This is a genomic window from Paraburkholderia terricola (assembly GCF_003330825.1).
Taxonomy (GTDB): Bacteria; Pseudomonadota; Gammaproteobacteria; order Burkholderiales; family Burkholderiaceae; genus Paraburkholderia; species Paraburkholderia terricola.
In genome coordinates, this window is record NZ_CP024941.1 from 3,191,888 (window position 1) to 3,211,683 (window position 19,796).

General features: G+C 63.4%; 20 protein-coding genes and 1 pseudogene. 8 read left to right on the forward strand and 13 right to left on the reverse strand.

Features of this window, described 5'->3' with window-relative positions; all coding sequences use genetic code 11:
• Positions 1-26 precede the first annotated feature (26 nt).
• From CUJ90_RS14245 to CUJ90_RS14260, 4 genes and pseudogenes are all read right to left on the reverse strand, one after another.
• A complete protein-coding gene (locus CUJ90_RS14245; protein WP_114163573.1) occupies positions 27-1,949 on the reverse strand; it encodes a dipeptide ABC transporter ATP-binding protein in 1,923 nt (640 codons plus the stop codon).
• An 82-nt stretch (positions 1,950-2,031) separates the two neighbouring features.
• Positions 2,032-3,024 carry an isoaspartyl peptidase/L-asparaginase family protein gene (locus CUJ90_RS14250; RefSeq protein ID WP_114163088.1) on the reverse strand — a complete coding sequence of 331 codons (993 nt, stop codon included), beginning with the start codon at positions 3,022-3,024 and terminating at the stop codon, positions 2,032-2,034.
• The gene (locus CUJ90_RS14255; RefSeq protein WP_114163089.1) at positions 3,021-4,031 is read right to left on the reverse strand and encodes a MurR/RpiR family transcriptional regulator; all 1,011 of its coding nucleotides are present in this window, start codon (positions 4,029-4,031) and stop codon (positions 3,021-3,023) included. Before CUJ90_RS14255 ends, CUJ90_RS14250 begins: the two co-directional genes overlap by 4 nt.
• 132 nt (positions 4,032-4,163) lie before the next feature.
• Positions 4,164-4,307 (reverse strand): annotated as a pseudogene (locus tag CUJ90_RS14260) (MFS transporter); the annotation flags it as partial.
• 93 nt (positions 4,308-4,400) lie between these two features.
• Here CUJ90_RS14260 and CUJ90_RS14265 point away from each other — a divergent pair.
• Together CUJ90_RS14265 and CUJ90_RS14270 are read left to right on the forward strand one after the other, a co-directional pair.
• Complete coding sequence (locus CUJ90_RS14265; RefSeq protein ID WP_114163090.1) at positions 4,401-5,111, forward strand: pseudouridine synthase; 711 nt, start codon at positions 4,401-4,403, stop codon at positions 5,109-5,111.
• A 167-nt stretch (positions 5,112-5,278) separates the two neighbouring features.
• Positions 5,279-5,467, forward strand: a complete 189-nt coding sequence (locus tag CUJ90_RS14270; RefSeq protein WP_073427051.1) for a hypothetical protein — start codon at positions 5,279-5,281, stop codon at positions 5,465-5,467.
• Positions 5,468-5,587: 120 nt separating this feature from the next.
• Here the strand turns inward: CUJ90_RS14270 and CUJ90_RS14275 are convergent, their stop codons facing one another.
• Positions 5,588-6,634, reverse strand: coding sequence for an NAD-dependent epimerase/dehydratase family protein (locus tag CUJ90_RS14275; protein WP_114163574.1), 1,047 nt, complete (start codon positions 6,632-6,634; stop codon positions 5,588-5,590).
• 123 nt (positions 6,635-6,757) lie between these two features.
• On the opposite strand from CUJ90_RS14275, the gene CUJ90_RS14280 reads away from it, so the two are divergent.
• Entirely contained in the window at positions 6,758-7,789 is a 1,032-nt protein-coding gene (locus CUJ90_RS14280) for a CDP-6-deoxy-delta-3,4-glucoseen reductase (protein WP_114163091.1), read from the forward strand.
• On the opposite strand, the gene CUJ90_RS14285 is transcribed toward CUJ90_RS14280, so the two are convergent.
• Positions 7,758-8,690, reverse strand: a complete 933-nt coding sequence (locus tag CUJ90_RS14285) for a hypothetical protein (RefSeq protein WP_208645223.1) — start codon at positions 8,688-8,690, stop codon at positions 7,758-7,760. The genes CUJ90_RS14280 and CUJ90_RS14285 overlap by 32 nt on opposite strands.
• 530 nt (positions 8,691-9,220) lie before the next feature.
• Between CUJ90_RS14285 and CUJ90_RS14290 the strand changes: the two genes are divergently transcribed.
• A complete protein-coding gene (locus CUJ90_RS14290; RefSeq protein ID WP_073427048.1) occupies positions 9,221-10,405 on the forward strand; it encodes an acetylornithine transaminase in 1,185 nt (394 codons plus the stop codon).
• A 21-nt stretch (positions 10,406-10,426) separates the two neighbouring features.
• Entirely contained in the window at positions 10,427-10,897 is a 471-nt protein-coding gene (locus tag CUJ90_RS14295) for a GNAT family acetyltransferase (protein ID WP_114163092.1), read from the forward strand.
• 97 nt (positions 10,898-10,994) lie between these two features.
• Here CUJ90_RS14295 and CUJ90_RS14300 read toward each other — a convergent pair whose 3' ends face one another.
• The 7 genes from CUJ90_RS14300 to CUJ90_RS14330 form a co-directional block, all read right to left on the reverse strand.
• On the reverse strand, positions 10,995-11,699 hold the full coding sequence (locus CUJ90_RS14300) for an ABC transporter ATP-binding protein (protein ID WP_090518686.1): 705 nt from the start codon (positions 11,697-11,699) through the stop codon (positions 10,995-10,997).
• A gap of 17 nt (positions 11,700-11,716) precedes the next feature.
• On the reverse strand, positions 11,717-12,490 hold the full coding sequence (locus tag CUJ90_RS14305; protein WP_073427045.1) for an ABC transporter ATP-binding protein: 774 nt from the start codon (positions 12,488-12,490) through the stop codon (positions 11,717-11,719).
• Between the two features lie 19 nt (positions 12,491-12,509).
• Positions 12,510-13,679, reverse strand: coding sequence for an ABC transporter permease subunit (locus CUJ90_RS14310; RefSeq protein WP_073427044.1), 1,170 nt, complete (start codon positions 13,677-13,679; stop codon positions 12,510-12,512).
• 26 nt (positions 13,680-13,705) lie between these two features.
• Positions 13,706-14,656, reverse strand: coding sequence for a branched-chain amino acid ABC transporter permease (locus CUJ90_RS14315; protein WP_073427043.1), 951 nt, complete (start codon positions 14,654-14,656; stop codon positions 13,706-13,708).
• A gap of 229 nt (positions 14,657-14,885) precedes the next feature.
• A complete protein-coding gene (locus CUJ90_RS14320; protein ID WP_073427042.1) occupies positions 14,886-16,085 on the reverse strand; it encodes a branched-chain amino acid ABC transporter substrate-binding protein in 1,200 nt (399 codons plus the stop codon).
• A gap of 539 nt (positions 16,086-16,624) precedes the next feature.
• On the reverse strand, positions 16,625-17,584 hold the full coding sequence (gene ispH, locus CUJ90_RS14325) for a 4-hydroxy-3-methylbut-2-enyl diphosphate reductase (protein WP_073427041.1): 960 nt from the start codon (positions 17,582-17,584) through the stop codon (positions 16,625-16,627).
• A gap of 2 nt (positions 17,585-17,586) precedes the next feature.
• Positions 17,587-18,042 carry an FKBP-type peptidyl-prolyl cis-trans isomerase gene (locus tag CUJ90_RS14330; protein WP_114163093.1) on the reverse strand — a complete coding sequence of 152 codons (456 nt, stop codon included), beginning with the start codon at positions 18,040-18,042 and terminating at the stop codon, positions 17,587-17,589.
• A 201-nt stretch (positions 18,043-18,243) separates the two neighbouring features.
• On the opposite strand from CUJ90_RS14330, the gene radC reads away from it, so the two are divergent.
• The 3 genes from radC to rpmG all read left to right on the forward strand — a co-directional run bounded on the left by radC (position 18,244) and on the right by rpmG (position 19,677).
• Positions 18,244-19,026 (forward strand): RadC family protein, encoded by a 783-nt coding sequence (radC, locus tag CUJ90_RS14335; protein WP_114163094.1) that lies wholly within the window; start codon positions 18,244-18,246, stop codon positions 19,024-19,026.
• A 239-nt stretch (positions 19,027-19,265) separates the two neighbouring features.
• Positions 19,266-19,499, forward strand: coding sequence for a 50S ribosomal protein L28 (gene rpmB / locus CUJ90_RS14340; protein ID WP_007180631.1), 234 nt, complete (start codon positions 19,266-19,268; stop codon positions 19,497-19,499).
• 10 nt (positions 19,500-19,509) lie between these two features.
• Positions 19,510-19,677, forward strand: coding sequence for a 50S ribosomal protein L33 (gene rpmG, locus CUJ90_RS14345; RefSeq protein ID WP_008919555.1), 168 nt, complete (start codon positions 19,510-19,512; stop codon positions 19,675-19,677).
• The last annotated feature ends 119 nt before the right edge of the window (positions 19,678-19,796 follow it).

The window sequence follows — 19,796 nt, forward strand, 5'->3', positions numbered from 1 at the left end:
GTTGCTTTAGGTTTCGTTTATTCGGTTCAGTAGGCACCGCCGACGCGATGCCGGGCGACGAAATGGTCCGGTCCCACCGCGATCAGCGGCGCCACGGCCGGTTCGTCGTTCAGCGCGCGGATCGGGCTCGGAATCTCATCGGCGGCGAGCATCCGTTTCGCGTGACGGCGCGCCGGATCGGCCACCGGCACCGCGCCCATCAGCTTCTTCGTGTAAGGATGCTGCGGCGCCTCGAACACCGCGCGGCGCGGGCCAATCTCGACGATCTGCCCGAGATACATCACCGCGACGCGATGACTGACGCGCTCGACCACCGCCATGTCGTGCGAAATGAACAGATACGCCACGCCGAGTTCGCGTTGCAGATCGAGCATCAGATTGACGATCTGCGCCTGCACGGAGACGTCGAGCGCGGACACGGATTCGTCCGCGATCACCACCTTCGGATTCAACGCCAGCGCGCGCGCAATCGCGATCCGTTGCCGTTGACCGCCGGAGAACTCGTGCGGATAACGGCGCGCGGCTTCCGGCGGCAAGCCGACTTTTTCGAGCAGCCAGGCGACGCGCGCCTGCGCTTCGGCGCCCTGCGCGACGCCGTGCACGAGCAGCGGCTCCATGATGGAAAAGCCGACCGTCAGGCGCGGATTCAGCGACGCGAACGGGTCCTGGAAAATGAACTGGATATTACGGCGCAGCGCCTGCAACGCGGGGCCGGTGAGCGAGCTGATTTCCTTGCCGTCGAATTCGATCGAACCGCTTTGAGTTTCAACGAGGCGCAACAGCGAGCGGCCGGTGGTCGACTTGCCGCAGCCCGATTCGCCGACCAGCGCGAGCGTTTCGCCCGGCCGCAAATCGAAGCTGACTTTTTCGACCGCATGCACGCGGCCCGTCACGCGGCCGAACACGCCGCTCTTGACCGGGAAGCGCGTGACCAGATCGCGCACCCGCAGAATCGGCGGCGTGCTGACGAGCACGAGCGGCTGCGCTTCCTGCGCGACCGCGGCGGCGGGACGCACGGCTTCGTCCGCGCCGGTGAGGCCCGCCTGCTCGACCGTCAGGATCGGAAACCTGGCGGGCTGATCGGTGCCCTGCATCGAGCCGAGGCGCGGCACCGCCGCGAGCAGCGCCTTCGTATAAGGATGCGACGGCGCGGCGAAGAGCGCATCCGACGCGCCCTCTTCCACCTTCTCGCCGCGATACATCACCAGCACGCGATCGGCCACTTCGGCCACCACGCCCATGTCGTGCGTGATGAAGATCACGCCCATGTTCATCTCGTCCTGCAAGCCGCGGATCAGTTGCAGGATCTGCGCCTGGATCGTCACGTCGAGCGCGGTGGTCGGTTCGTCGGCGATCAGCAATGCGGGCTTGCACGAGAGCGCCATCGCGATCATCACGCGTTGGCGCATGCCGCCCGACAGTTGATGCGGAAACCGCGCCGCCACCCGGCGCGCTTCGGGAATGCGCACGAGTTCGAGCAGACGCAGCGTTTCCGCGTGCGCGGCGGAACGGCTCTTGCCCTGATGCAAGGCGATCGCCTCGCTGATCTGATCGCCGACCGTGAAGACCGGATTGAGCGAGGTCATCGGCTCCTGGAAGATCATCGCGATGTCGGCGCCGCGAATCGAGCGCATCGTGCCCGACGACGCTTTCGCGAGGTCGAGCACGCTGCCGTCGCGGCGCCGGAAGGCGATGCCGCCGCCGGCAAGGCGCCCACCGCCATGCTCGATCAGCCGCATCAACGCGAGCGAGGTCACCGATTTGCCCGAACCCGATTCGCCGACGATCGCGAGCGTCTCGCCGCGCTCGACGCTGAACGACAGATGGCGCACCGCGTTGACGGTTGCGTCGCCGCTGCGAAACGCGACCGACAGATCGTCGACCGCGAGCACGCGTTGCGGCGGCAAGGTTTCGATAAGCGGACGGGCGGTGTGCGATGAAGTCGGCACGGTGGTTCCTTTGAATTCGAACGCGGCTAGCGAAAGTTCAGGCGATAACGCGGGCATACCAGGCGATAACCCGGCGAGCGGATCAACGGTAGATCGCCGTCACCGGCGTTTCGCCGGGACGCGCGAAACCGCGATACATGCCCTCGGTATTGAACGGCAGCGTGACGTTGCCGCGCGCATCGACGGCGATCAGGCCGCCACGGCCGTCGATCCTCGGCAGGCGGTTCATCACGACGTCGTGCGCCGCCTCTTCCAGCGAAATCTGGCGATAGGCCATTTGCGCGGCGACGTCGTAGGCGGCGACCATGCGCATGAACATCTCGCCGGAGCCGGTGGTCGAGACCGCGCACGTCGCGTCGTCCGCATAACAGCCCGCGCCGATCAACGGCGTGTCGCCGACGCGGCCCACCTGCTTGTTGGTGACGCCGCCCGTTGAAGTAGCCGCCGCCACGTGGCCATGCCGATCGAGCGCGACCGCGCCGACGGTGCCGAACTTGCGGTTCGGGTCGATCGGCTCGTGCGGCGCGGGATCGTCGTCGTTCGTGGACGGCAAGCCCGCGAGCGTCGCGCCGTCGTGGTCGAGCATCGCGCGCTGCCGGTCGCGCGCGAGCAGCCATTGACGGTGGCGCGCCTCGGTATGGAAATACCCGGGCTCGACGAATTCGAGTCCGTGCGCGGCCGCGAAGGCTTCCGCGCCTTCGCCGGTGAAGAGCACATGCTCGCTGCTTTCGAGCACGCGGCGCGCCGCCAGAATCGGATTGCGCACGCGTTTCACGCAGCAGATCGCGCCGGCTTCGAGCGTGCCGCCGTCCATGATGGCGGCGTCGAGTTCGTGCGTGCCGGCCGCCGTGTAGACCGCGCCGCGACCTGCGTTGAAGAGCGGGCAATCCTCGAGCAGACGCACGGCTTCGCTCACGGCGTCGAGCGCGCTGCCGCCGTCGGCAAGGATGCGCTGGCCGGCGCTCAGCACGGCATGCAAGGCTGCGTGATATTCGGCTTCGGCGCCGGACGACATCGACGCGCGCAGGATCGTCCCTGCGCCGCCGTGAATGGCAATGACTGCGTTGGAGTTCATCGTTTGGTTTTGCTGGTGCGGGTGGTGCTGCTGGTGCGGGTGGTGCTCGCGCCGCGCTTGTCGCGGGCCGCGCCACTGGAGGCGCGCGCGGGTTTGTCCATTGCGGCGATCGGCGCGGGCTGAGGATCGGTGAGCCAGGGCAGCACGAATTCGGTGACGTCGGCGGCCGCTTTCACCGAGCGCTTGGCGCGATACGCGACCGCGTCGCAAAGTGCCTCGATCACGGCGAGCACGGCGGAGTCGGCATTGGCCGCGAGCCGCCGCTCGGAGCGCACGTACAGCGAGAGATCGGCGAAATGCGCGAGCGGCGAGCGCGGGCTGTCGGTTAGCGCAAGCACGCGCGCGCCACGGCTCGCGGCACGGCGCGCGAGTTCGATGGTGTCCTCGACATAGCGCGGGAATACGATGCCGATCACCAGATCGCCTTCGTCGGAATTGAAGAGACGCCGCGCGGCATGCGACGGCCCGCCGATCAGCGCGAGCGATTGCACGTTGTCGTGATACGGCATCAGCCCGTGCTCCATCAGGCCGGCGAGAAACGAGCTGGTGCCCGCGCCCAGCACGAACACGCGGCGCGCGGCGAGGATCGCCTCGACGGCGGCTTCGGCCGCGGCGCTGTCGATCGCGCTGCGCGTGGAGTGCAGGTTGGCGGCGGCCTGTTCGAGCGACGCGTCGATCAGGTTGTCGCCGGCCGCGAGCGATTCCTGCGCGCTGCGCAATCGCTCGACCGGCGCGAGCGTCGCTTCGAAACCGCGCACCAGCGCCTCACGAAACTGCGGATAGCCGTCGAAGCCGAGCGTGCGCGCAAAGCGATTCGCCGTCGCCACGGACGCGCCGACCACGCTCGCCAGTTCGTCGATACGCATCGTGGCCGCGCGAAACAGATTGGCCAGCACGTATTCGCCCATGCGCCGGTGAATCGGCGTGAGAGTCGGCATGGCCGCCGCAATGCGCGAGGCGATGGCCTGCTCGGCGGAGTTGGGAGCAACGGATGGGTGATGAATCATACGAGCGAGGCGGATCACCTGATGTAAGCCAAATGCATGAAAGTATGTTTACATAGAAAACGCCTGGAAAAAAATTCATTTTCATCCGCGCGGGTTTTCCCGAACGTTTCAGGGGCACGCAAGGCGGCTCACCACGGCGACGAGCGGCGCGGCGGCGAGACTGATCTGTCCGGCGGACTGCGTGACCCGATTCGACCACGCGAGCCGCTGAAATGCGGCGGGAAAACCGGGAAAACGGATCGCGGACGAAGCCGGCGAAGAGGACTGGGCGTGCATCGGTGAACGCCCGCAACGAGGTAGGGGAGACCGTCGTCGCCGCTATCGCGCGGCGCGGCGCTCCACTTCTTGCGGTGTTATTCTTCGCTCGCCATGAATCTCGAAAGCATCCTCTTCACTCAAGGTTTCGGCTCGCGCCGCCAATGCCGCGCGCTGATCGCCGACGGCCGCGTGAGCGTCGGCGGCACGGTCCGCACCGATGCCGACGCCGATTTTCCAATCGACGACAGCGCGTTCAGCTTCAGCGTGGACGGCGTTGCCTGGCCGTATCGCGAGCGCGCCTATCTGCTTCTGAACAAGCCCGCCGGCTATGAATGCTCGCGCGAGCCGCAGCATCATCTGAGCGTGTTCAGCCTGTTGCCGCCGCAATTCGCCGAGCGCGGCGTGCAGTGCGTGGGCCGCCTCGATCAGGACACGACCGGCCTCTTGCTGCTCTCCGACGACGGCAAGTTCGTCCATCTGTTCACGTCGCCGAAACGCAAGGTGCGCAAGGTGTATGTCGCGACCACGCGTCATCCGGTCGACGACGCGCAATTGGCCGCGCTGCGCGACGGCGTGTTGCTGCACGGCGAGCCCAAGCCGATCGCCGCCGTCGAAGCGGAGGCGCGCGGCGACCGTCAGTTGGCGCTCACCGTGATGGAAGGCAAATACCACCAGGTCAAGCGGATGATCGCGGCAGCCGGCAATCGTTGCGAGGCGCTGCATCGCGAGCGGATCGGCGGGCTCGCCTTGCCCGCCGCGCTGGCACCCGGCGCATGGCAATGGCTCGACGAAACCGACCTCGGATCTTTACGAAGCGGGTAAACCGGTAGCGTCCCCTTTAACGCATTGATGCAGCACGAAAAACATGGGCGCGATCGCGCACATAGGCTGCGGGACGCGCATCGATGCGCTGCGTCGCAGCATGCCCTTCCTTTCAGCGCCCTCTATACTCGATTAAACAAGGACTAAAAAAGTTCAAGGAGGGTGCCATGGTCGTCCACGACACAAGCGGGATCTGGTACATGATGGTTGCTTTCGCCGGCCTCGGGCTGGTGGTGATCGGCGGACTGCTGATCGTGATGCGGCGGCGGCACAAATACCAACCCAATCTGATCGGGGCGTTGATCGGCGCGATGCTGTGCTTCCTGCTGCTGGAAGCGTTGCCGGCGTTGACCTGATGCATTGACGCCGCTCGGCGCCGGCTCGTTCGGCCGGCGTGATGTGGTGTGAGTGGCCGAGGATGTCCGGCACCGTGGTTCGTCGACCGTGGGTCGACTAACCCTCACGCGGCCACATGTTCATGGCGCGCGCGTTGCGCTCCCACGCAAGAAATCTTCGACGCTCGGATAACGCAAGCGCACGCGCAATTCTTCCTTGAGGCGCCGGTTCACGAGCCGCCTCGATTCACGCATGAAAGACAGCAGGGTCGGCTCGATCTCCTGTTCCGCTTGCGCGCGCGTGATGCGAGGCGCGCGCGGCAAGCCGAACGCGTCGGCAACCCGGTCGAAATACTCCCCCATCTTCAGCGACGTGTCGTCGGACGCGTGGATCGCGCGCGCCGGCCGGCCGTGCGTCGCGAGACGCACGAGGATCGCGGCGAGATCGTCGGCGTGGATATGGTTGGTGTAGACGTCGTCGGCATCGATCAAGGCGGGCGTGCGCTTTTCGAGGCGCGCCAACGGCAGACGATTGCGCGCATAGATGCCAGGAATGCGCGCGATGCTGGCGGCGAGCGTGCCGCGCGCCGTCGCGCGCCGCAATTGCCGCTCGGCCGACACGCGGCGTTTCGCGCGAGCGTTGGCCGGTTGCGTGTTGCGCGTTTCGTCGATCCACGCGCCGCCGCAGTCGCCGTAGACGCCCGTCGTGCTTGCGTAGACGAGCCGTATCGGCGCGCGTGAGCCGGCGGTCCGGCGCACCCCGTCGGGTACAATATTGGCTGCTTCAGATTCAGGCCACGAGGCAGCGCTCAGGTTGCGCAACCCGCGGCGCAGCCGCCCTACCGGCGCCACCGCGCCGCGTGCTGCGCGCAGCGCGCGATCGCGGCGAGTGCCCAGCGTGGCGAGCAAGGCGCGAGTCCGGCGATCGTCGTCGCCGGTTTTTTGCGGTGGCGCGAGGTGCAGCACCGTCGGCGCGAGACCGGCGAGCCGTTTCAGACTGCGGCGCTCATCGAGGTCGCCGACCAGCGGTGTGACGCCCGCAGCGCGCAATTCGGCGCTGCGCTCGGCGTGGCTGGTCAGCGCGAAGATATTCGCGCGCGGTCGCAGCAAGGGCACGCAGCGCATGCCGACGTCGCCGCAACCTACGATTAACACGCGCGGCCGGCGTAAATTTCGTGTCGCTTTCATGGTGCAGGCATTGTAGCCGTCAAGCGCGGCAGGTATCGCGCAGTTGAGACCGCGCGTTCCATGACGCCGGTCCCATCGCGCGGGTCCGATAACGATTACCGACTTTTCGATTTCGAACACTCTATGGCATTTAACGTCACGCTCCGGCAAAGCGGCCGGCAGTTTCAGGTAGAACAGGATGAACCGGTGCTCACCGCCGCCTTGCGCCAGGGCATCGGCCTGCCCTACGGTTGCAAGAACGGCGCCTGCGGTTCGTGCAAGGGCACCGTGGTGAGCGGTGAGATCGAACAGCGCTCGCATTCGTCATCGGCTTTGTCGAACGACGAGAAAACGCGCGGCATGGCGCTGTTCTGCTGCGCCACGGCCTGCTCCGATCTCGAAGTGGACATCCGCGAAGTGGCCGGTGTCGGCGACGTGCAGGTCAAGAAGCTGCCCTGCCGCGTGAACGCGATCGAACGGAAAGCCGACGACGTGGTCGTGCTGAAGCTGCAACTGCCCGCCAACGAACGTCTGCAATATCTCGCCGGCCAGTACCTCGAATTCATCCTGAAGGACGGCAAGCGCCGCAGTTATTCGATGGCGAGCGCGCCGCACACCGAAGGCCCGATCGAATTGCATATTCGTCACATGCCTGGCGGCGCCTTCACCGATCACGTATTCAACGCGATGAAAGAGCGCGACATTCTGCGCTTCGAAGCGCCGCTCGGCACGTTCTTCCTGCGTGAGGAATCGGATAAGCCGATCGTGCTGCTCGCCTCGGGCACGGGCTTCGCGCCGCTGAAGGCGATCGTCGAGCACGCGGCGTTCAAGAACCTCGACCGGCCGATGACCTTGTATTGGGGCGCGCGCCGCAAGAAGGATCTGTATCTGCTCGACCTGGCCGAGCAATGGGCTCGCGAGATTCCGAACTTCAAGTTCGTGCCGGTGCTCTCGGAGCCGGACGCGAGCGATGCGTGGACGGGCCGCGTCGGCTTCGTGCATCGCGCGGTGGTCGAGGATCTGCCTGATCTGTCGGCTTACCAGGTGTATGCATGCGGCGCGCCGGTGATGGTGGAGTCGGCGCAGCGCGATTTCACGCAGCATCATCGGCTGCCGGAAGACGAGTTTTATGCGGATTCGTTTACTAGCGCGGCGGATCTGGCGAATCCGGTTTGAGCGGTAACGCAGCGTCAGCGTACACGCGTCGATGCTCGCGGAGCTGAGTTCGGCAAGCGCGGCTGTGCACGCGGCCGCGCTTGGCGCATGGATGGCGGATGCCGATAAACGCGTCGATTTTGACCTGCAGTGCGCGCGCCTGATTTTCAAGCGCCGCATGCTCGGGCAAAAGCAATTTGCGCAAGGGCGTATGGCCGTCTGTTCCGGCTACACCGAGATTGGATGCGACAAAGTCGACTGCCGCCAGCGTGTCGAACAGCATCTCACCCCACACGGGTTCGTGATGCGCGACACGATTACGCGTCTGATAAATGCGTTCCAACCGGATGGCCACCGCCGACCGGTTTATCCGCTTGTTGGGGAAAATGCGCTTGAGCGCCGACTTCCATAGTGTCTGTTCATAATCGCTGGAAAAGAGCCGCTTCCAGAAGTACATCGTGAGCTGAGTGATGACTTGCCCGCTCCGAACAGAGATTGCTCTTTGCCGTGCATCGAGCCGAAACTCATGGCGCAGCGCGGCCGGCACGCCGCGGCGAAATGCTGCCTCGTCCAATGCGTGTTTCTCAGTGGGCTTAAGTTTGGCGTAGGCGGCACGCTGGGCACCGCGCACCGCCGCTTCGATCTTGGCGCGCTCCTCGTCCTTCCATGTAAAAGGCCCCGGTGGGCGACGCAACCAGCCGCCAACGCCGAAATGTTCGGTCAGCCTGTCGCAGGCTGCGTTGCGCAGTGCGATTTCGACCACCGCGGTTACGCTCATCAGCGCGCCCGCCACTTGCAGCATCTGCTGATGAAGCGCGACCGCCGCGCGCGTGGTGCCCGCCAGCGACTGAAAGGTGTTAAGGCGTTCGCCCGAAAGCAGCGCGGCGACTGCCGCAATGTCTTCGTCAGTCAGATGTTCCATTGACGTTTGGCTCCTGGGCTTTTAGAATCGTCGGCGATAAGTCGGGATCAGCGTCGGCAGCTATCCTCGGATGGGCGGACCCCCGGCTTCCTCATTCAAAACGGGCGCTCACTCGAGCGCCCGTTTGCATTTCCAGCGGTTGTTTTCATGCGCCACCGATTCCGGCACCGCCCGCGCAGAAATGATCCGCGTCACATTTTAGTCAGCCATACGTCTCATAATCGGTCTGCGATCTGAACTCGCGCTGCCCACAAAAATATCGGCACAACGCAAATTCACGGTTTACACCAGCGCTTTCCTTGTCGTATTCTTTCGCGCATGAACCGCATCCAATCCGAACTTCGACGTCGCCGCTCGCCGCTCCCTTAGGGACGCCGCCGGCTTCGCCACGGATTCGCGCCGCACAACGGCGCAAGCTGTTCGAATCATGAAAGCCACGGCATGCCGTGGCTTTTTTGTTTTTCCTGGCCTTCTTCCCTACCGGGCCACCCTTCATTCACTTTTCACCCTGCTGTCTGGAGCCTGCCGTCATGAACTTCACTGAGTACCCGATCGAGTCGCTGATGTACATCACGAACCGGCCCGAAATCGTTTTCACGCACGGCAAGGGCTCATGGCTCTACGACAACGACGGCAAGCGATATCTGGACTTCATCCAGGGCTGGGCGGTCAACAGTCTCGGCCACTGCAATGAAGGCATGATCGAAGCACTCAACAAGCAGGCGCAACTGCTGATCAATCCTTCGCCGGCGTTCTACAACGAGCCGATGGCAAAGCTCGCCGCTCTGCTCACGCAGCACAGCTGCTTCGACAAGGTGTTCTTTGCGAACAGCGGCGCCGAAGCCAACGAAGGCGCGATCAAACTCGCGCGCAAGTGGGGCAGGAAATACAAGGACGGCGCGTTCGAGATCATCACGTTCGATCACAGCTTCCACGGCCGCACGCTGGCCACCATGTCCGCGAGCGGCAAGCCGGGCTGGGACACGATCTACGCACCGCAAGTGCCCGGCTTTCCGAAGGCGGATCTGAACGACATCGCATCGGTGGAAAAACTCATCAACGCGAAAACGGTCGCCGTGATGCTCGAGCCGATCCAGGGCGAAGGCGGCGTGATTCCCGCCACGCGCGAATTCATGCAGCAACTGCGTGCGCTGACGAAGCAACACAACATCCTCTTGATCGTCGACGAAGTGCAAAGCGGTTGCGGCCGGGCCGGCACGCTGTTCGCCTATGAGCTGTCGGGCATCGAGCCGGACATCATGACGCTCGGCAAGGGCATCGGCGGCGGCGTGCCGCTCGCGGCGCTGCTCTCGAAAGCGGACGTCGCCGTGTTCGATGCCGGCGATCAGGGCGGCACCTACAACGGCAACCCGCTGATGACCGCGGTCGGCTATTCGGTGATCTCGCAACTGACCGCGCCGGGTTTCCTCGAAGGCGTGCGTGAGCGCGGCGACTATCTGCGCACGAAACTGCTCGAGTTGTCGGAAGAACGCGGCTTTATCGGTGAACGCGGTGAGGGTCTGCTGCGCGCGCTGCTGCTCGGCAAGGACATCGGCAACCAGATCGTCGAGAAGGCGCGCGACATGCAGCCCGACGGTTTGCTGCTGAACGCGGCGCGTCCGAACCTGCTGCGCTTCATGCCGGCGCTGAACGTGACGAACGAGGAAATCGACCAGATGATGGCGATGCTGCGTTCGATCCTCGACACGCTGTAATCAATCGGACAGGACACGCCTATGACGACGAGCGCCGCGCTATCGATTCGCCGCTTCGACGCGAGCGACACCGATGCCGTGGTCGCGCTATGGCAGGAAGCGTTCCCCGAGTATCGGGACGTGACGCGGCCGCAGCGCAACCCGCATCTGTCGATCGCCAACAAGCTGGCGACGCAACCGGAACTGTTCTTTGTGGCGGTGCTCGGCGAGCGAATCGTCGGCACGGTGATGGGTGGGTATGACGGACACCGTGGCTGGCTATATTCGCTCGCGGTGGATGCGTCGCTGCGTCGTCATGGCATCGGCACGCGTCTGGTCGCGCATGTCGAAACCGCATTGACCGAACGTGGCTGCCCGAAGCTGAACCTGCAAGTCCTGTCCGCGAAGGCGGACGTGCGCGCGTTTTACGAAGCGCTCGGTTATCGCGCCGACGCGGTGATCAGTCTCGGCAAGCGTCTCGGCGAATTCGCGGACGCCGCGCCGGCTGCGTAAAGCCGCGCCGCCCGAATGAAAAAAAGACCACATGCGTTTATCACGCATGCGGTCTTTTTCATCGGCATGGCAAACCTGGCTCGGGTCAATGACCCACTCATTCGCCCAGGTAAGCCGCCCGCACCTTCGGATCATCCAGCATCTGCTTCGCGTCGCCGGACATCGTGACGAGCCCCGAGTCCATCACATAGCCGCGGTTCGCGGCCTGCAACGCGAGACGCGCATTCTGCTCGACCAGCAGCACGGTCATGCCTTCAGCCGAAATAGCGCGCACCACCTCGAAGATCTTCTCGACCATGATCGGCGACAGACCCATCGACGGCTCGTCGAGCAGCAGCAGCTTCGGCTTCGAGATGATCGCGCGCGCCATCGCCAGCATCTGCTGTTCGCCGCCCGAGAGCGTGCCCGCATACTGCGTCGCGCGTTCCTTCAGGCGCGGGAAAAAGCCGAACATGCGATCGACGTCCGCCTTGATGCCGTCGGTATCGTTGCGCAGATAGGCACCCATCTGCATGTTCTCGACGATCGACATGCGCGCGAAGATGCCGCGGCCTTCCGGCACCATCGCGAGGCCGCGCTTGAGCAGCTCGTGCGCCGGGATGCCCTTGATCGACTGGCCCATGTACTCGATGTCGCCGGCCGAATACGGCTTCAGACCCGTGATCGCCTTCATCGTCGTGGTCTTGCCCGCGCCGTTCGCGCCGATCAGCGTGACGAGTTCGCCCTGCGCGACTTCGAGGTCGATGCCCTTGACTGCCTGGATGCCGCCGTAATTGACCTGCAGGCCCTTGATTTTCAACATTGCTTGCGTTGTGGACATCAGTGGACTCCCGCACCCAGATAAGCTTCGATCACCTTCGGATCCTTCTGCACGTCTTGCGGCAGACCTTGCGCAATCACCTTGCCGTAGTCGAGCACCGTCATCTGGTTGCACAGACCCATCACGAGTTTCACGTCGTGTTCGATCAGCAGGATCGTCTTGCCGTCCGTGCGGATCTTGTCGAGCAGCTTGGTCAGCTCGACCTTTTCCGTTGCGTTCATGCCCGCCGCCGGTTCGTCCAGCGCGAGCAGCTTCGGATCGGTTGCCAGTGCACGCGCGATTTCCAAACGGCGCTGGTGGCCGTACGACAGGTTGCGCGACGTGTAGTCCGCGTACTGCGCGATGCCGACGTATTCCAGCAGTTCGATCGCGCGCTCCTTGATCTCGCGCTCTTCGCGGCGCTCGGCCGGCGTCTGGAACACCGCGCCCACCAAGCCGTGCTTCGTGCGCACGTGGCGTCCGACCATCACGTTTTCCAGCGCGGTCATGCCGCCGAACAGACGGATGTTCTGGAACGTGCGCGCGATCCCGGCCTTCGCCACCTGATAGACGGCGGTCGGCGTGTAGTTCTCGCCGTCGAGCTTGAAGTCGCCCGAATCCGGCGTGTACAGCCCCGTGATCACGTTGAAGAAAGTGGTCTTGCCGGCGCCGTTCGGGCCGATCAGACCGTAGATCTGGCCGGCCTTGATTTCGAGGCCGACGTCGGACAGAGCCTGCAGGCCGCCGAAGCGTTTGTTGACGCCCTTCACCGACAGTCGAATGTTGTCGCTCATGTGTTTTCTCCCTGCCGGTTTATGCGCGCACCGGCTTCTTGCCGGCCCGTTTCGCAATCTTCGCGATCTTGTCCTCATGCTTCGGCGACGGCCACAGGCCTTCCGAGCGGTACAGCATGATCACGACCATCGCGAGGCCGTACAGCAACTGACGGATCACTTCGGTATCGACGATTTCATGGCCGAAGATCATGTTCTGCAGCGGACCCATCGTCGAGCGCAGGAATTCCGGGAACACGGCGAGCAGCACCGCGCCGAGAATCACGCCCGGAATGTGGCCCATGCCGCCGAGCACCACGCACGCGAGCACCACGACCGATTCCCAGAACGTGAACGATTCCGGCGACACGAAGCCCTGGAACGAACCGAACATCGCGCCCGACAGACCGCCGAACGACGCACCCATCGCGAACGCCAGCAGCTTCACGTTACGGGTGTTGATGCCCATCGCCTTCGCGGCGATTTCGTCTTCGCGGATGGCGGCCCACGCGCGGCCGATACGCGAGTGCTGCAAGCGCGTGCACGTCCAGATCACGAACAGCGAGCAGATCACGAACAGGTAGTAGTACATGTACACCGACGGGAACGAGAACCCGAGGAAGGTGTGCGTCTGGGCGAGGCTGAAGCCGCCGACGTTGACCGGATCGATCCCCGTGATGCCCTTCGGTCCGTTGGTGATGTTCACCGGACGGTCGAGGTTGTTCATGAAGATCCGCACGATTTCCCCGAAGCCGAGGGTCACGATCGCGAGGTAGTCGCCCCGCAGACGCAAGGTCGGCGCGCCGAGCAGAACCCCGAAGAGCGCGGCGAGCGCCATCGCGCACGGCACGATGATCCAGATCGGCGTATGCAGCCCGTTCGGCGCCAGATGCGCGATCCACTCGAACTGTGAGGCCAGGTGCGGCGAGCTCAGCAGCGCCGCGGTGTACGCGCCGATCGCGTAGAACGCGATGTAGCCCAAATCCAGCAGGCCGGCGAAGCCGACCACCACGTTGAGACCGAGCGCGAGCATCACGTACAGCATCGCGAAGTCGAGCACGCGGACCCAGTAGTTGCCGCCGGCGGCGCCGATGATCATCGGCGCGGCGATCACGAAGATCGCGGTGATGATGCCGACGACCAGCGTCTTCGTGAGGTTCTTTTCAGGGATGAGCGTCGTGGACGGCTCGATCGGTTGAATTGAGGTCATGTCTGTTTACTCCTTATGGCCCGGGATCAAGCGCGATCCGCAACACGTTCGCCGAGCAGGCCCGACGGACGGAACACCAGCACGATGATCAGCACGATGAACGCGAACACGTCCTGGTAGTTACTGCCGAACACGCCACCGGTCAGGTTGCCGATGTAGCCGGCGCCCAACTGTTCGATCAGGCCGAGAATCACGCCGCCGACCATTGCGCCGCCGAGATTGCCGATGCCGCCCAGCACCGCCGCGGTAAAGGCCTTCAGGCCGGGGATGAAGCCCATGTAGAAGTGAGCGTTGCCGTATTCGGACGCGATCATCACGCCGGCGAGCGCGGCGAGCGCCGAGCCGATCATGAAGGTCGCCGAAATCACGAAGTTCGGGTTCACGCCCATCAGGCTCGCGACGCCGGGGTTCTCGGCGATCGCGCGCATCGCGCGGCCGAGCCTGGTCTTGTGAACCAGCAGCAGCAGGCCGCCCATCACGAGGAACGCCACCACGATGATCACGATTTCGGTCATCGAGATCACGGCGCCGGGCGTCGTTTCGGTGGCCTTGATCACGTTGATCGGATCGGTGGGCAGCAGTTGCGGGAACGGCAGCGGGTTGCGCGACCAGATCATCATCGCGAGCGTTTGCAGCAGGATCGACACGCCGATCGCGGTGATCAGCGGGGCGAGACGCGGCGCCTTGCGCAACGGCCGGTAAGCCACGCGCTCGATCGTGTAGCCGACCGCCGCGCACACCACGGCGGCGATCGCCAGCGCGATGCACAGCGTCGGCACGTTGCCTAAGCCGGGGAAGTGGTTCTGCAGCACGCCTATGGCGGAGAGCGCGACCATTGCGCCCACCATCAACACGTCGCCGTGAGCGAAGTTGATGATGCCCAGAATGCCGTAAACCATCGTATAGCCCAGTGCGATGATGGCGTAAACGCTGCCAAGCACCAGCCCGTTGAGGACCTGCTGGATGAAGATATCCATTTAATGCTCCTTAGCCCGTGCGGCCGGATTCGCGTTCTTCATCAGCCGGTGGGCGGTGATGCGTTACGGAATCTCAACGGCACTGCGGGTACTGATGTAAAAGACCGGTAAGGGTTATCCGCCGCCGGTTAGCCTTGACGACCGGGATGCGGTCGCGGGCTCGCCTTGAGCGGATGCAAAAACGGCACCGTTGGGTGGTTTCGGTGCCGTCAGGCTGAACGTCCCGTCATCACATCTTCACGACGTCGAGAACCGCTTTCTTGCCGTCCTTGAAGTCGTAAAGCGTAATGGCGCCCTCTTTCAAATCACCCTTGTCGTCGAACGCGATGTGGCCGATTACCCCGGTGTAATCGGTGGACGGCATCGCAGCCAGCACCTTGGGCGCCTCGATCGAATTAGCGCGCTTCATTGCATCGACAATCACGTACACAGCGTCGTACGTGAACGGTGCGTAAATCTGCACCGGCGTGTGGAAGCGGTCGACGTACTTCTTTTCGAAGTCCGCTCCCCTGTCCATTTTCGAAAGCGCGAGTCCCGCTTCCGAACAGACCAGGTTTTGCACGGCGGTTCCCGCCAGCTCACCCACCTTGTCGGTACACACGCCGTCGCCGCCAAGGATTTTTGCCCTGATTCCGAGCGCCGCCGCCTGCTTCGTAAACGGCCCGCCCGTCGCGTCCATGCCGCCGAACATGATGACGTCCGGATGAACACTTTTGATCTTTGTGAGGATGGCCCGGAAATCCGTGGCCCGGTCGTTCGTCGCTTCGCGCGCGACGATCTTTGCTCCGCTCGCCTCGACGGTCTTCGCGAATTCGTCCGCGAGCCCCTTACCGTAGGCGGTCGCATCGTCCACTACGGCGATGCGTTTGGCGCTCAACGCCTTCGTGGCGTAATTGGCGAGCGCCGGCCCTTGTTGTGCGTCGGTGGCGACGACCCGGTAGGCCGTCTTGAAACCCTGCTGCGTGTACGCCGGATTCGTCGACGACGGCGAGATCTGCACGATGCTCGCATCGCTATAAATCTTCGAGGCCGGAATCGACACGCCCGAATTCAGATGCCCGACCACCGCCACGACGTGATCGTCGACCAGCTTCTGTGCGACCGCCGTGCCCGTTTTCGGATCCGCGGCATCGTCTTGCGCGTCGAGCTGCAACTGGATCTTGCGGCCGTCGATCGTCAAGCCCTGCGTATTGATTTCCTCGACCGCCAGGCGCGCGCCGTTTTCATTGTCCTTGCCAAGATGCGCGATGCCGCCCGTCAATGGGGCCGCATGGCCGATCTTCACGATCGTCGCTTCACTAACCGGTGCGCTTGCCGCCGTCGCAGCCGATGCACCCGCTCCCGCCTCGCCATCCTGTTTCTTGCCGCACGCGGTCAACATCGCAACCGCGGCCGCGATGGACACGGCGTAAGCAAACTTGACTCGCATTAAGTAGGTCTCCCGCGCCTTGCAAAAATCTATTGTCCGGGACCCGGAGGCCTTGAGAACGCGCGCATTGTAACTCCAATTTTGCGACGGGCAATATTGTTGAACCGGCAGGGTTTTCCTGCATTGCAACCTTATTTTGAGAGCGGAATCCGTCAATGGGCGCAACCGGGTTGCGACTGTTTTTCGTGCATCAGTTGCACCATCGTCGCGCCCACTGGCATCAAGTGTTGCGGCCGATTCGCTCAGTGCCCGATTCCGCCGTGGCTCGCATTAGGTATTACGTTTTTGCGCCCATTCAGAGTGACGCACTATTTTAGTGCGCCAAAAATCGGCGCAGCGGTTTCGACGTCATTTAAATGGGGCGCTACCGTGCGAAACGCGCTAATACTCGGGTCGGATTTCAAAAAAATTTGCGCGCCAGCGCACAAAAAACGAGCGAAAGGCGCGATCCGGCACTTTATCTTTTGGGGCGCAGCGCGAACCGGACGGCGAAAAAAAACGCGCCCTTGGGCGCGCTTCTTGTGAGGAGATATTTGCTCTTAGGCCGGCAAGCCCAAGCCGCGCGGCAGCGGAAAAGCGATGTTTTCCTCGATACCGTCGAGCGCGCGCACATTGCGCACGCCGAGCTCGCGCAAGCGGGCGATCACCGCCTGCGCCAATACTTCCGGCGCCGATGCGCCGGCCGTCACGCCGATCCGGCGCTTGCCCTCAACCCAGACCGGGTCGATCTGGTCCGGCGAATCCACCATGTAGGCGGGCACCCCGAGCTTTTCGGCAAGTTCGCGCAGCCGGTTGGAGTTGGAACTGTTCGGGCTGCCGACCACGATGACGACGTCGCACTGCGGCGCCATGAACTTCACCGCGTCCTGGCGGTTTTGCGTGGCGTAGCAGATGTCCTGCTTCTTGGGCTCGCGGATCGACGGGTATTTGGCCTTCAATGCGCCGATGATTTCCGCTGCGTCGTCGACCGACAAAGTGGTTTGCGTGACGAACGCGATCCGCTCGGGATCGGCCAGTTGCAAAGCCTGCACGTCTTCAATGTCCTCGACCAGATGCATGCCCTCGCCGGCCTGCCCCATCGTGCCTTCCACCTCGGGGTGGCCCTTGTGGCCGATCATGACGATGTCGAAGCCGTCCTGGCGCATCTTCGCGACCTCGATATGCACCTTGGTCACGAGCGGACAGGTGGCGTCGTAGACACGCAGCCCGCGCGACTCGGCTTCCGAACGCACGGCCTTGGAGACGCCGTGGGCGCTGAAAATGACCGTATTGCCGGCCGGCACCTCTTCGAGCCGCTCGATGAAGATCGCGCCCTTCTTGCGCAGATCCTCGACGACGTAGGCGTTGTGGACGATTTCGTGGCGTACATAGATCGGCGAGCCGTGCAGCTTGATGGCCCGCTCCACGATCTCGATCGCCCGATCGACGCCGGCACAGAACCCGCGCGGCTGCGCCAGCAGGATCTCGGTTTCGGCAAGAGTCGTATCCGTGATGCTCATGTTCACAAAATCCCGATGATTTTCACTTCAAACGCCACCGCCTGGCCGGCAAGCGGGTGGTTGAAATCGAACAGGGCCGACGTTTCGCCGACTTCCTTCAGGACGCCGGCGTAACGGCCGCCGCCCGGCGCGTTGAATTCGACCAGGTCGCCTGGCGAAAAATCCTCGCCGATCATGCTGTTTTCGCGCAGTGTGGCCAGCGAGACGCGCTGAATCAGTTCGGGATTGCGGGGACCGAACGCCTGACCTGGCGCTAGCTGAAAGGTCGAATGGTGGCCCACCTTCAAACCTAGCAGAATATCTTCCAGCGGCGGCGCCAATTGACCCGCACCGAGCAGAAGCGTGGCGGGTTTGTCGGTAAACGTGTTGATGACTTCGGCGCCATCGGCAAGGGAAAGCCGGTAATGAAGCGTCACGTGGGAACCGGGCTTCACTTCGGAAATGTCGATGATGCTCATGCAATGCTCGCTCTGTCGAAGCGCGCTGCACGCGTGCGCCGCGGGCGCAGGCGACGCGTGTGGCAAACCATCGGGGTGCCGCGCGCAAAGCGCTTATTGTAAGCCACATAGCGTGCAGCGGCTTGCGGCCGTCGCGCGCACCGCGAGGTGCCCGCGGCGTCGCCCGCCGCGCCGAACCCGAAACCGGAGGACTCTATATATATGGCCGATCACGCCTGCACGATTGATAAAACGACGCTGGAATCGGCCTCGCCGGAGCCGGACGCTCGTGTGTGTCCACCGGAGTCCGCCGCGCGCTCGTCGCCGGCGCTCCTGCGAGGCAAATGGCACAAGAACGACATGCCGCGCGAGCGGCTGATCGAGCAAGGGCCTGGCGTGCTATCGGATACGGAAATGATCGTACTGGTGCTGGGTGCCGGCTTGCCCGGCCACGACGTATTCAGCGTCGCGGGTGCCTTGCTCGACCGGTTCGGCTCGCTGCGTGCGATGCTCGACGCGACGTATGCGGACTTCGACGGCCTGCGCGGCATCGGGCCTGCGAAAAAGGCGCAATTACTCGCCATCATGGAAATGGCGCGGCGCTCGCTGGTCGATAAAATGCGCAAGCGCTCGCTGATGAACTCGCCCGAAGCCGTGGAAAACTACCTGCGGCTGCTGATCGGCGGTCGGCAGCAGGAAGTTTTCGTGTCGCTCTTTCTCGACGCCCGGCATCGGCTGATTCGTTGCGAGGAAAGCGCGCAGGGCACGCTTACGCGCATGGCGGTGTATCCGCGCGAGATCGTGCGACGGGCGCTGAATCTGAATGCCGCCAGCCTGATCGTCGCGCATAATCACCCGTCCGGCGCGGTTCAGCCGAGCGCGAGCGACTGCAGCCTGACGCACACGCTACGCGACGCCCTTGCGTTGATCGACGTGCAACTGGTCGATCATCTGGTGATCGGCGCGGACAGCACCTACTCGTTCGCCCGCGCCGGCTGGCCGTGACACGGCCTGAGCGCGGATCGGAAAGGCGTTGCGCCGTATGCGGAGTCCAAATAAGGTTTGATTTTGCGGCTTTTTTTCTGCTAGAATTCCGGTTTGCCTATTTCCAACCCCCTGTTCCGAAGCCACCAAGGCGTTCCGGAAAGGAAAAGCGACTGCGGTTTCAATAAACTTCAGCGCGGCTCTTTTCAGGAAACTTTCACGGCGTTCGAACTCAGAATTAGCGTATTAGGAGTGCTCTCATGGCACGCGTATGCCAAGTAACTGGGAAAGCGCCGATGAGCGGCAACAACGTTTCCCACGCGAATAACAAAACCAAGCGCCGGTTCCTGCCGAACCTGCAAAACCGCCGCATTTGGGTGGAAAGCGAAAACCGTTGGGTGCGTCTGCGCGTTTCGAACGCTGGCCTGCGCCTGATCGACAAGAACGGTATCGACGCTGTGCTCGCAGACCTGCGCGCACGCGGTGAAGCCTAAGGAGTAAATCATGGCGAAAGGCGCACGCGACAAGATCAAGCTGGAATCGACCGCAGGCACGGGTCACTTCTACACGACGACGAAGAACAAACGCAACATGCCGGAAAAGATGCTGATCAAGAAATTTGATCCGGTCATCCGTAAGCACGTTGACTACAAGGAAACCAAGATCAAGTAAGCCTTGGTTCCTGCCTGACGAAGACAAAGACATGCAAAAAGCCTCGCATTCGTGCGGGGCTTTTTTGTTTTTGGCACGCCGTCGCATTGCGCGGTGCTTACCCGTTCATCGAGCCCTCT

Excerpts from the sequence above, each read along its gene's own strand:
- CUJ90_RS14250 (WP_114163088.1), bottom strand. The coding sequence starts at position 3,024 with ATGAACTCCAACGCAGTCATTGCCATTCACGGCGGCGCAGGGACGATC.
- CUJ90_RS14255 (WP_114163089.1), bottom strand. The coding sequence starts at position 4,031 with ATGATTCATCACCCATCCGTTGCTCCCAACTCCGCCGAGCAGGCCATC.
- CUJ90_RS14265 (WP_114163090.1), top strand. The coding sequence starts at position 4,401 with ATGAATCTCGAAAGCATCCTCTTCACTCAAGGTTTCGGCTCGCGCCGC.
- CUJ90_RS14270 (WP_073427051.1), top strand. The coding sequence starts at position 5,279 with ATGGTCGTCCACGACACAAGCGGGATCTGGTACATGATGGTTGCTTTC.
- CUJ90_RS14275 (WP_114163574.1), bottom strand. The coding sequence starts at position 6,634 with ATGAAAGCGACACGAAATTTACGCCGGCCGCGCGTGTTAATCGTAGGT.
- CUJ90_RS14280 (WP_114163091.1), top strand. The coding sequence starts at position 6,758 with ATGGCATTTAACGTCACGCTCCGGCAAAGCGGCCGGCAGTTTCAGGTA.
- CUJ90_RS14285 (WP_208645223.1), bottom strand. The coding sequence starts at position 8,690 with ATGGAACATCTGACTGACGAAGACATTGCGGCAGTCGCCGCGCTGCTT.
- CUJ90_RS14290 (WP_073427048.1), top strand. The coding sequence starts at position 9,221 with ATGAACTTCACTGAGTACCCGATCGAGTCGCTGATGTACATCACGAAC.
- CUJ90_RS14295 (WP_114163092.1), top strand. The coding sequence starts at position 10,427 with ATGACGACGAGCGCCGCGCTATCGATTCGCCGCTTCGACGCGAGCGAC.
- CUJ90_RS14300 (WP_090518686.1), bottom strand. The coding sequence starts at position 11,699 with ATGTTGAAAATCAAGGGCCTGCAGGTCAATTACGGCGGCATCCAGGCA.
- CUJ90_RS14305 (WP_073427045.1), bottom strand. The coding sequence starts at position 12,490 with ATGAGCGACAACATTCGACTGTCGGTGAAGGGCGTCAACAAACGCTTC.
- CUJ90_RS14310 (WP_073427044.1), bottom strand. The coding sequence starts at position 13,679 with ATGACCTCAATTCAACCGATCGAGCCGTCCACGACGCTCATCCCTGAA.
- CUJ90_RS14315 (WP_073427043.1), bottom strand. The coding sequence starts at position 14,656 with ATGGATATCTTCATCCAGCAGGTCCTCAACGGGCTGGTGCTTGGCAGC.
- CUJ90_RS14320 (WP_073427042.1), bottom strand. The coding sequence starts at position 16,085 with ATGCGAGTCAAGTTTGCTTACGCCGTGTCCATCGCGGCCGCGGTTGCG.
- ispH (WP_073427041.1), bottom strand. The coding sequence starts at position 17,584 with ATGAGCATCACGGATACGACTCTTGCCGAAACCGAGATCCTGCTGGCG.
- CUJ90_RS14330 (WP_114163093.1), bottom strand. The coding sequence starts at position 18,042 with ATGAGCATCATCGACATTTCCGAAGTGAAGCCCGGTTCCCACGTGACG.
- radC (WP_114163094.1), top strand. The coding sequence starts at position 18,244 with ATGGCCGATCACGCCTGCACGATTGATAAAACGACGCTGGAATCGGCC.
- rpmB (WP_007180631.1), top strand. The coding sequence starts at position 19,266 with ATGGCACGCGTATGCCAAGTAACTGGGAAAGCGCCGATGAGCGGCAAC.
- rpmG (WP_008919555.1), top strand. The coding sequence starts at position 19,510 with ATGGCGAAAGGCGCACGCGACAAGATCAAGCTGGAATCGACCGCAGGC.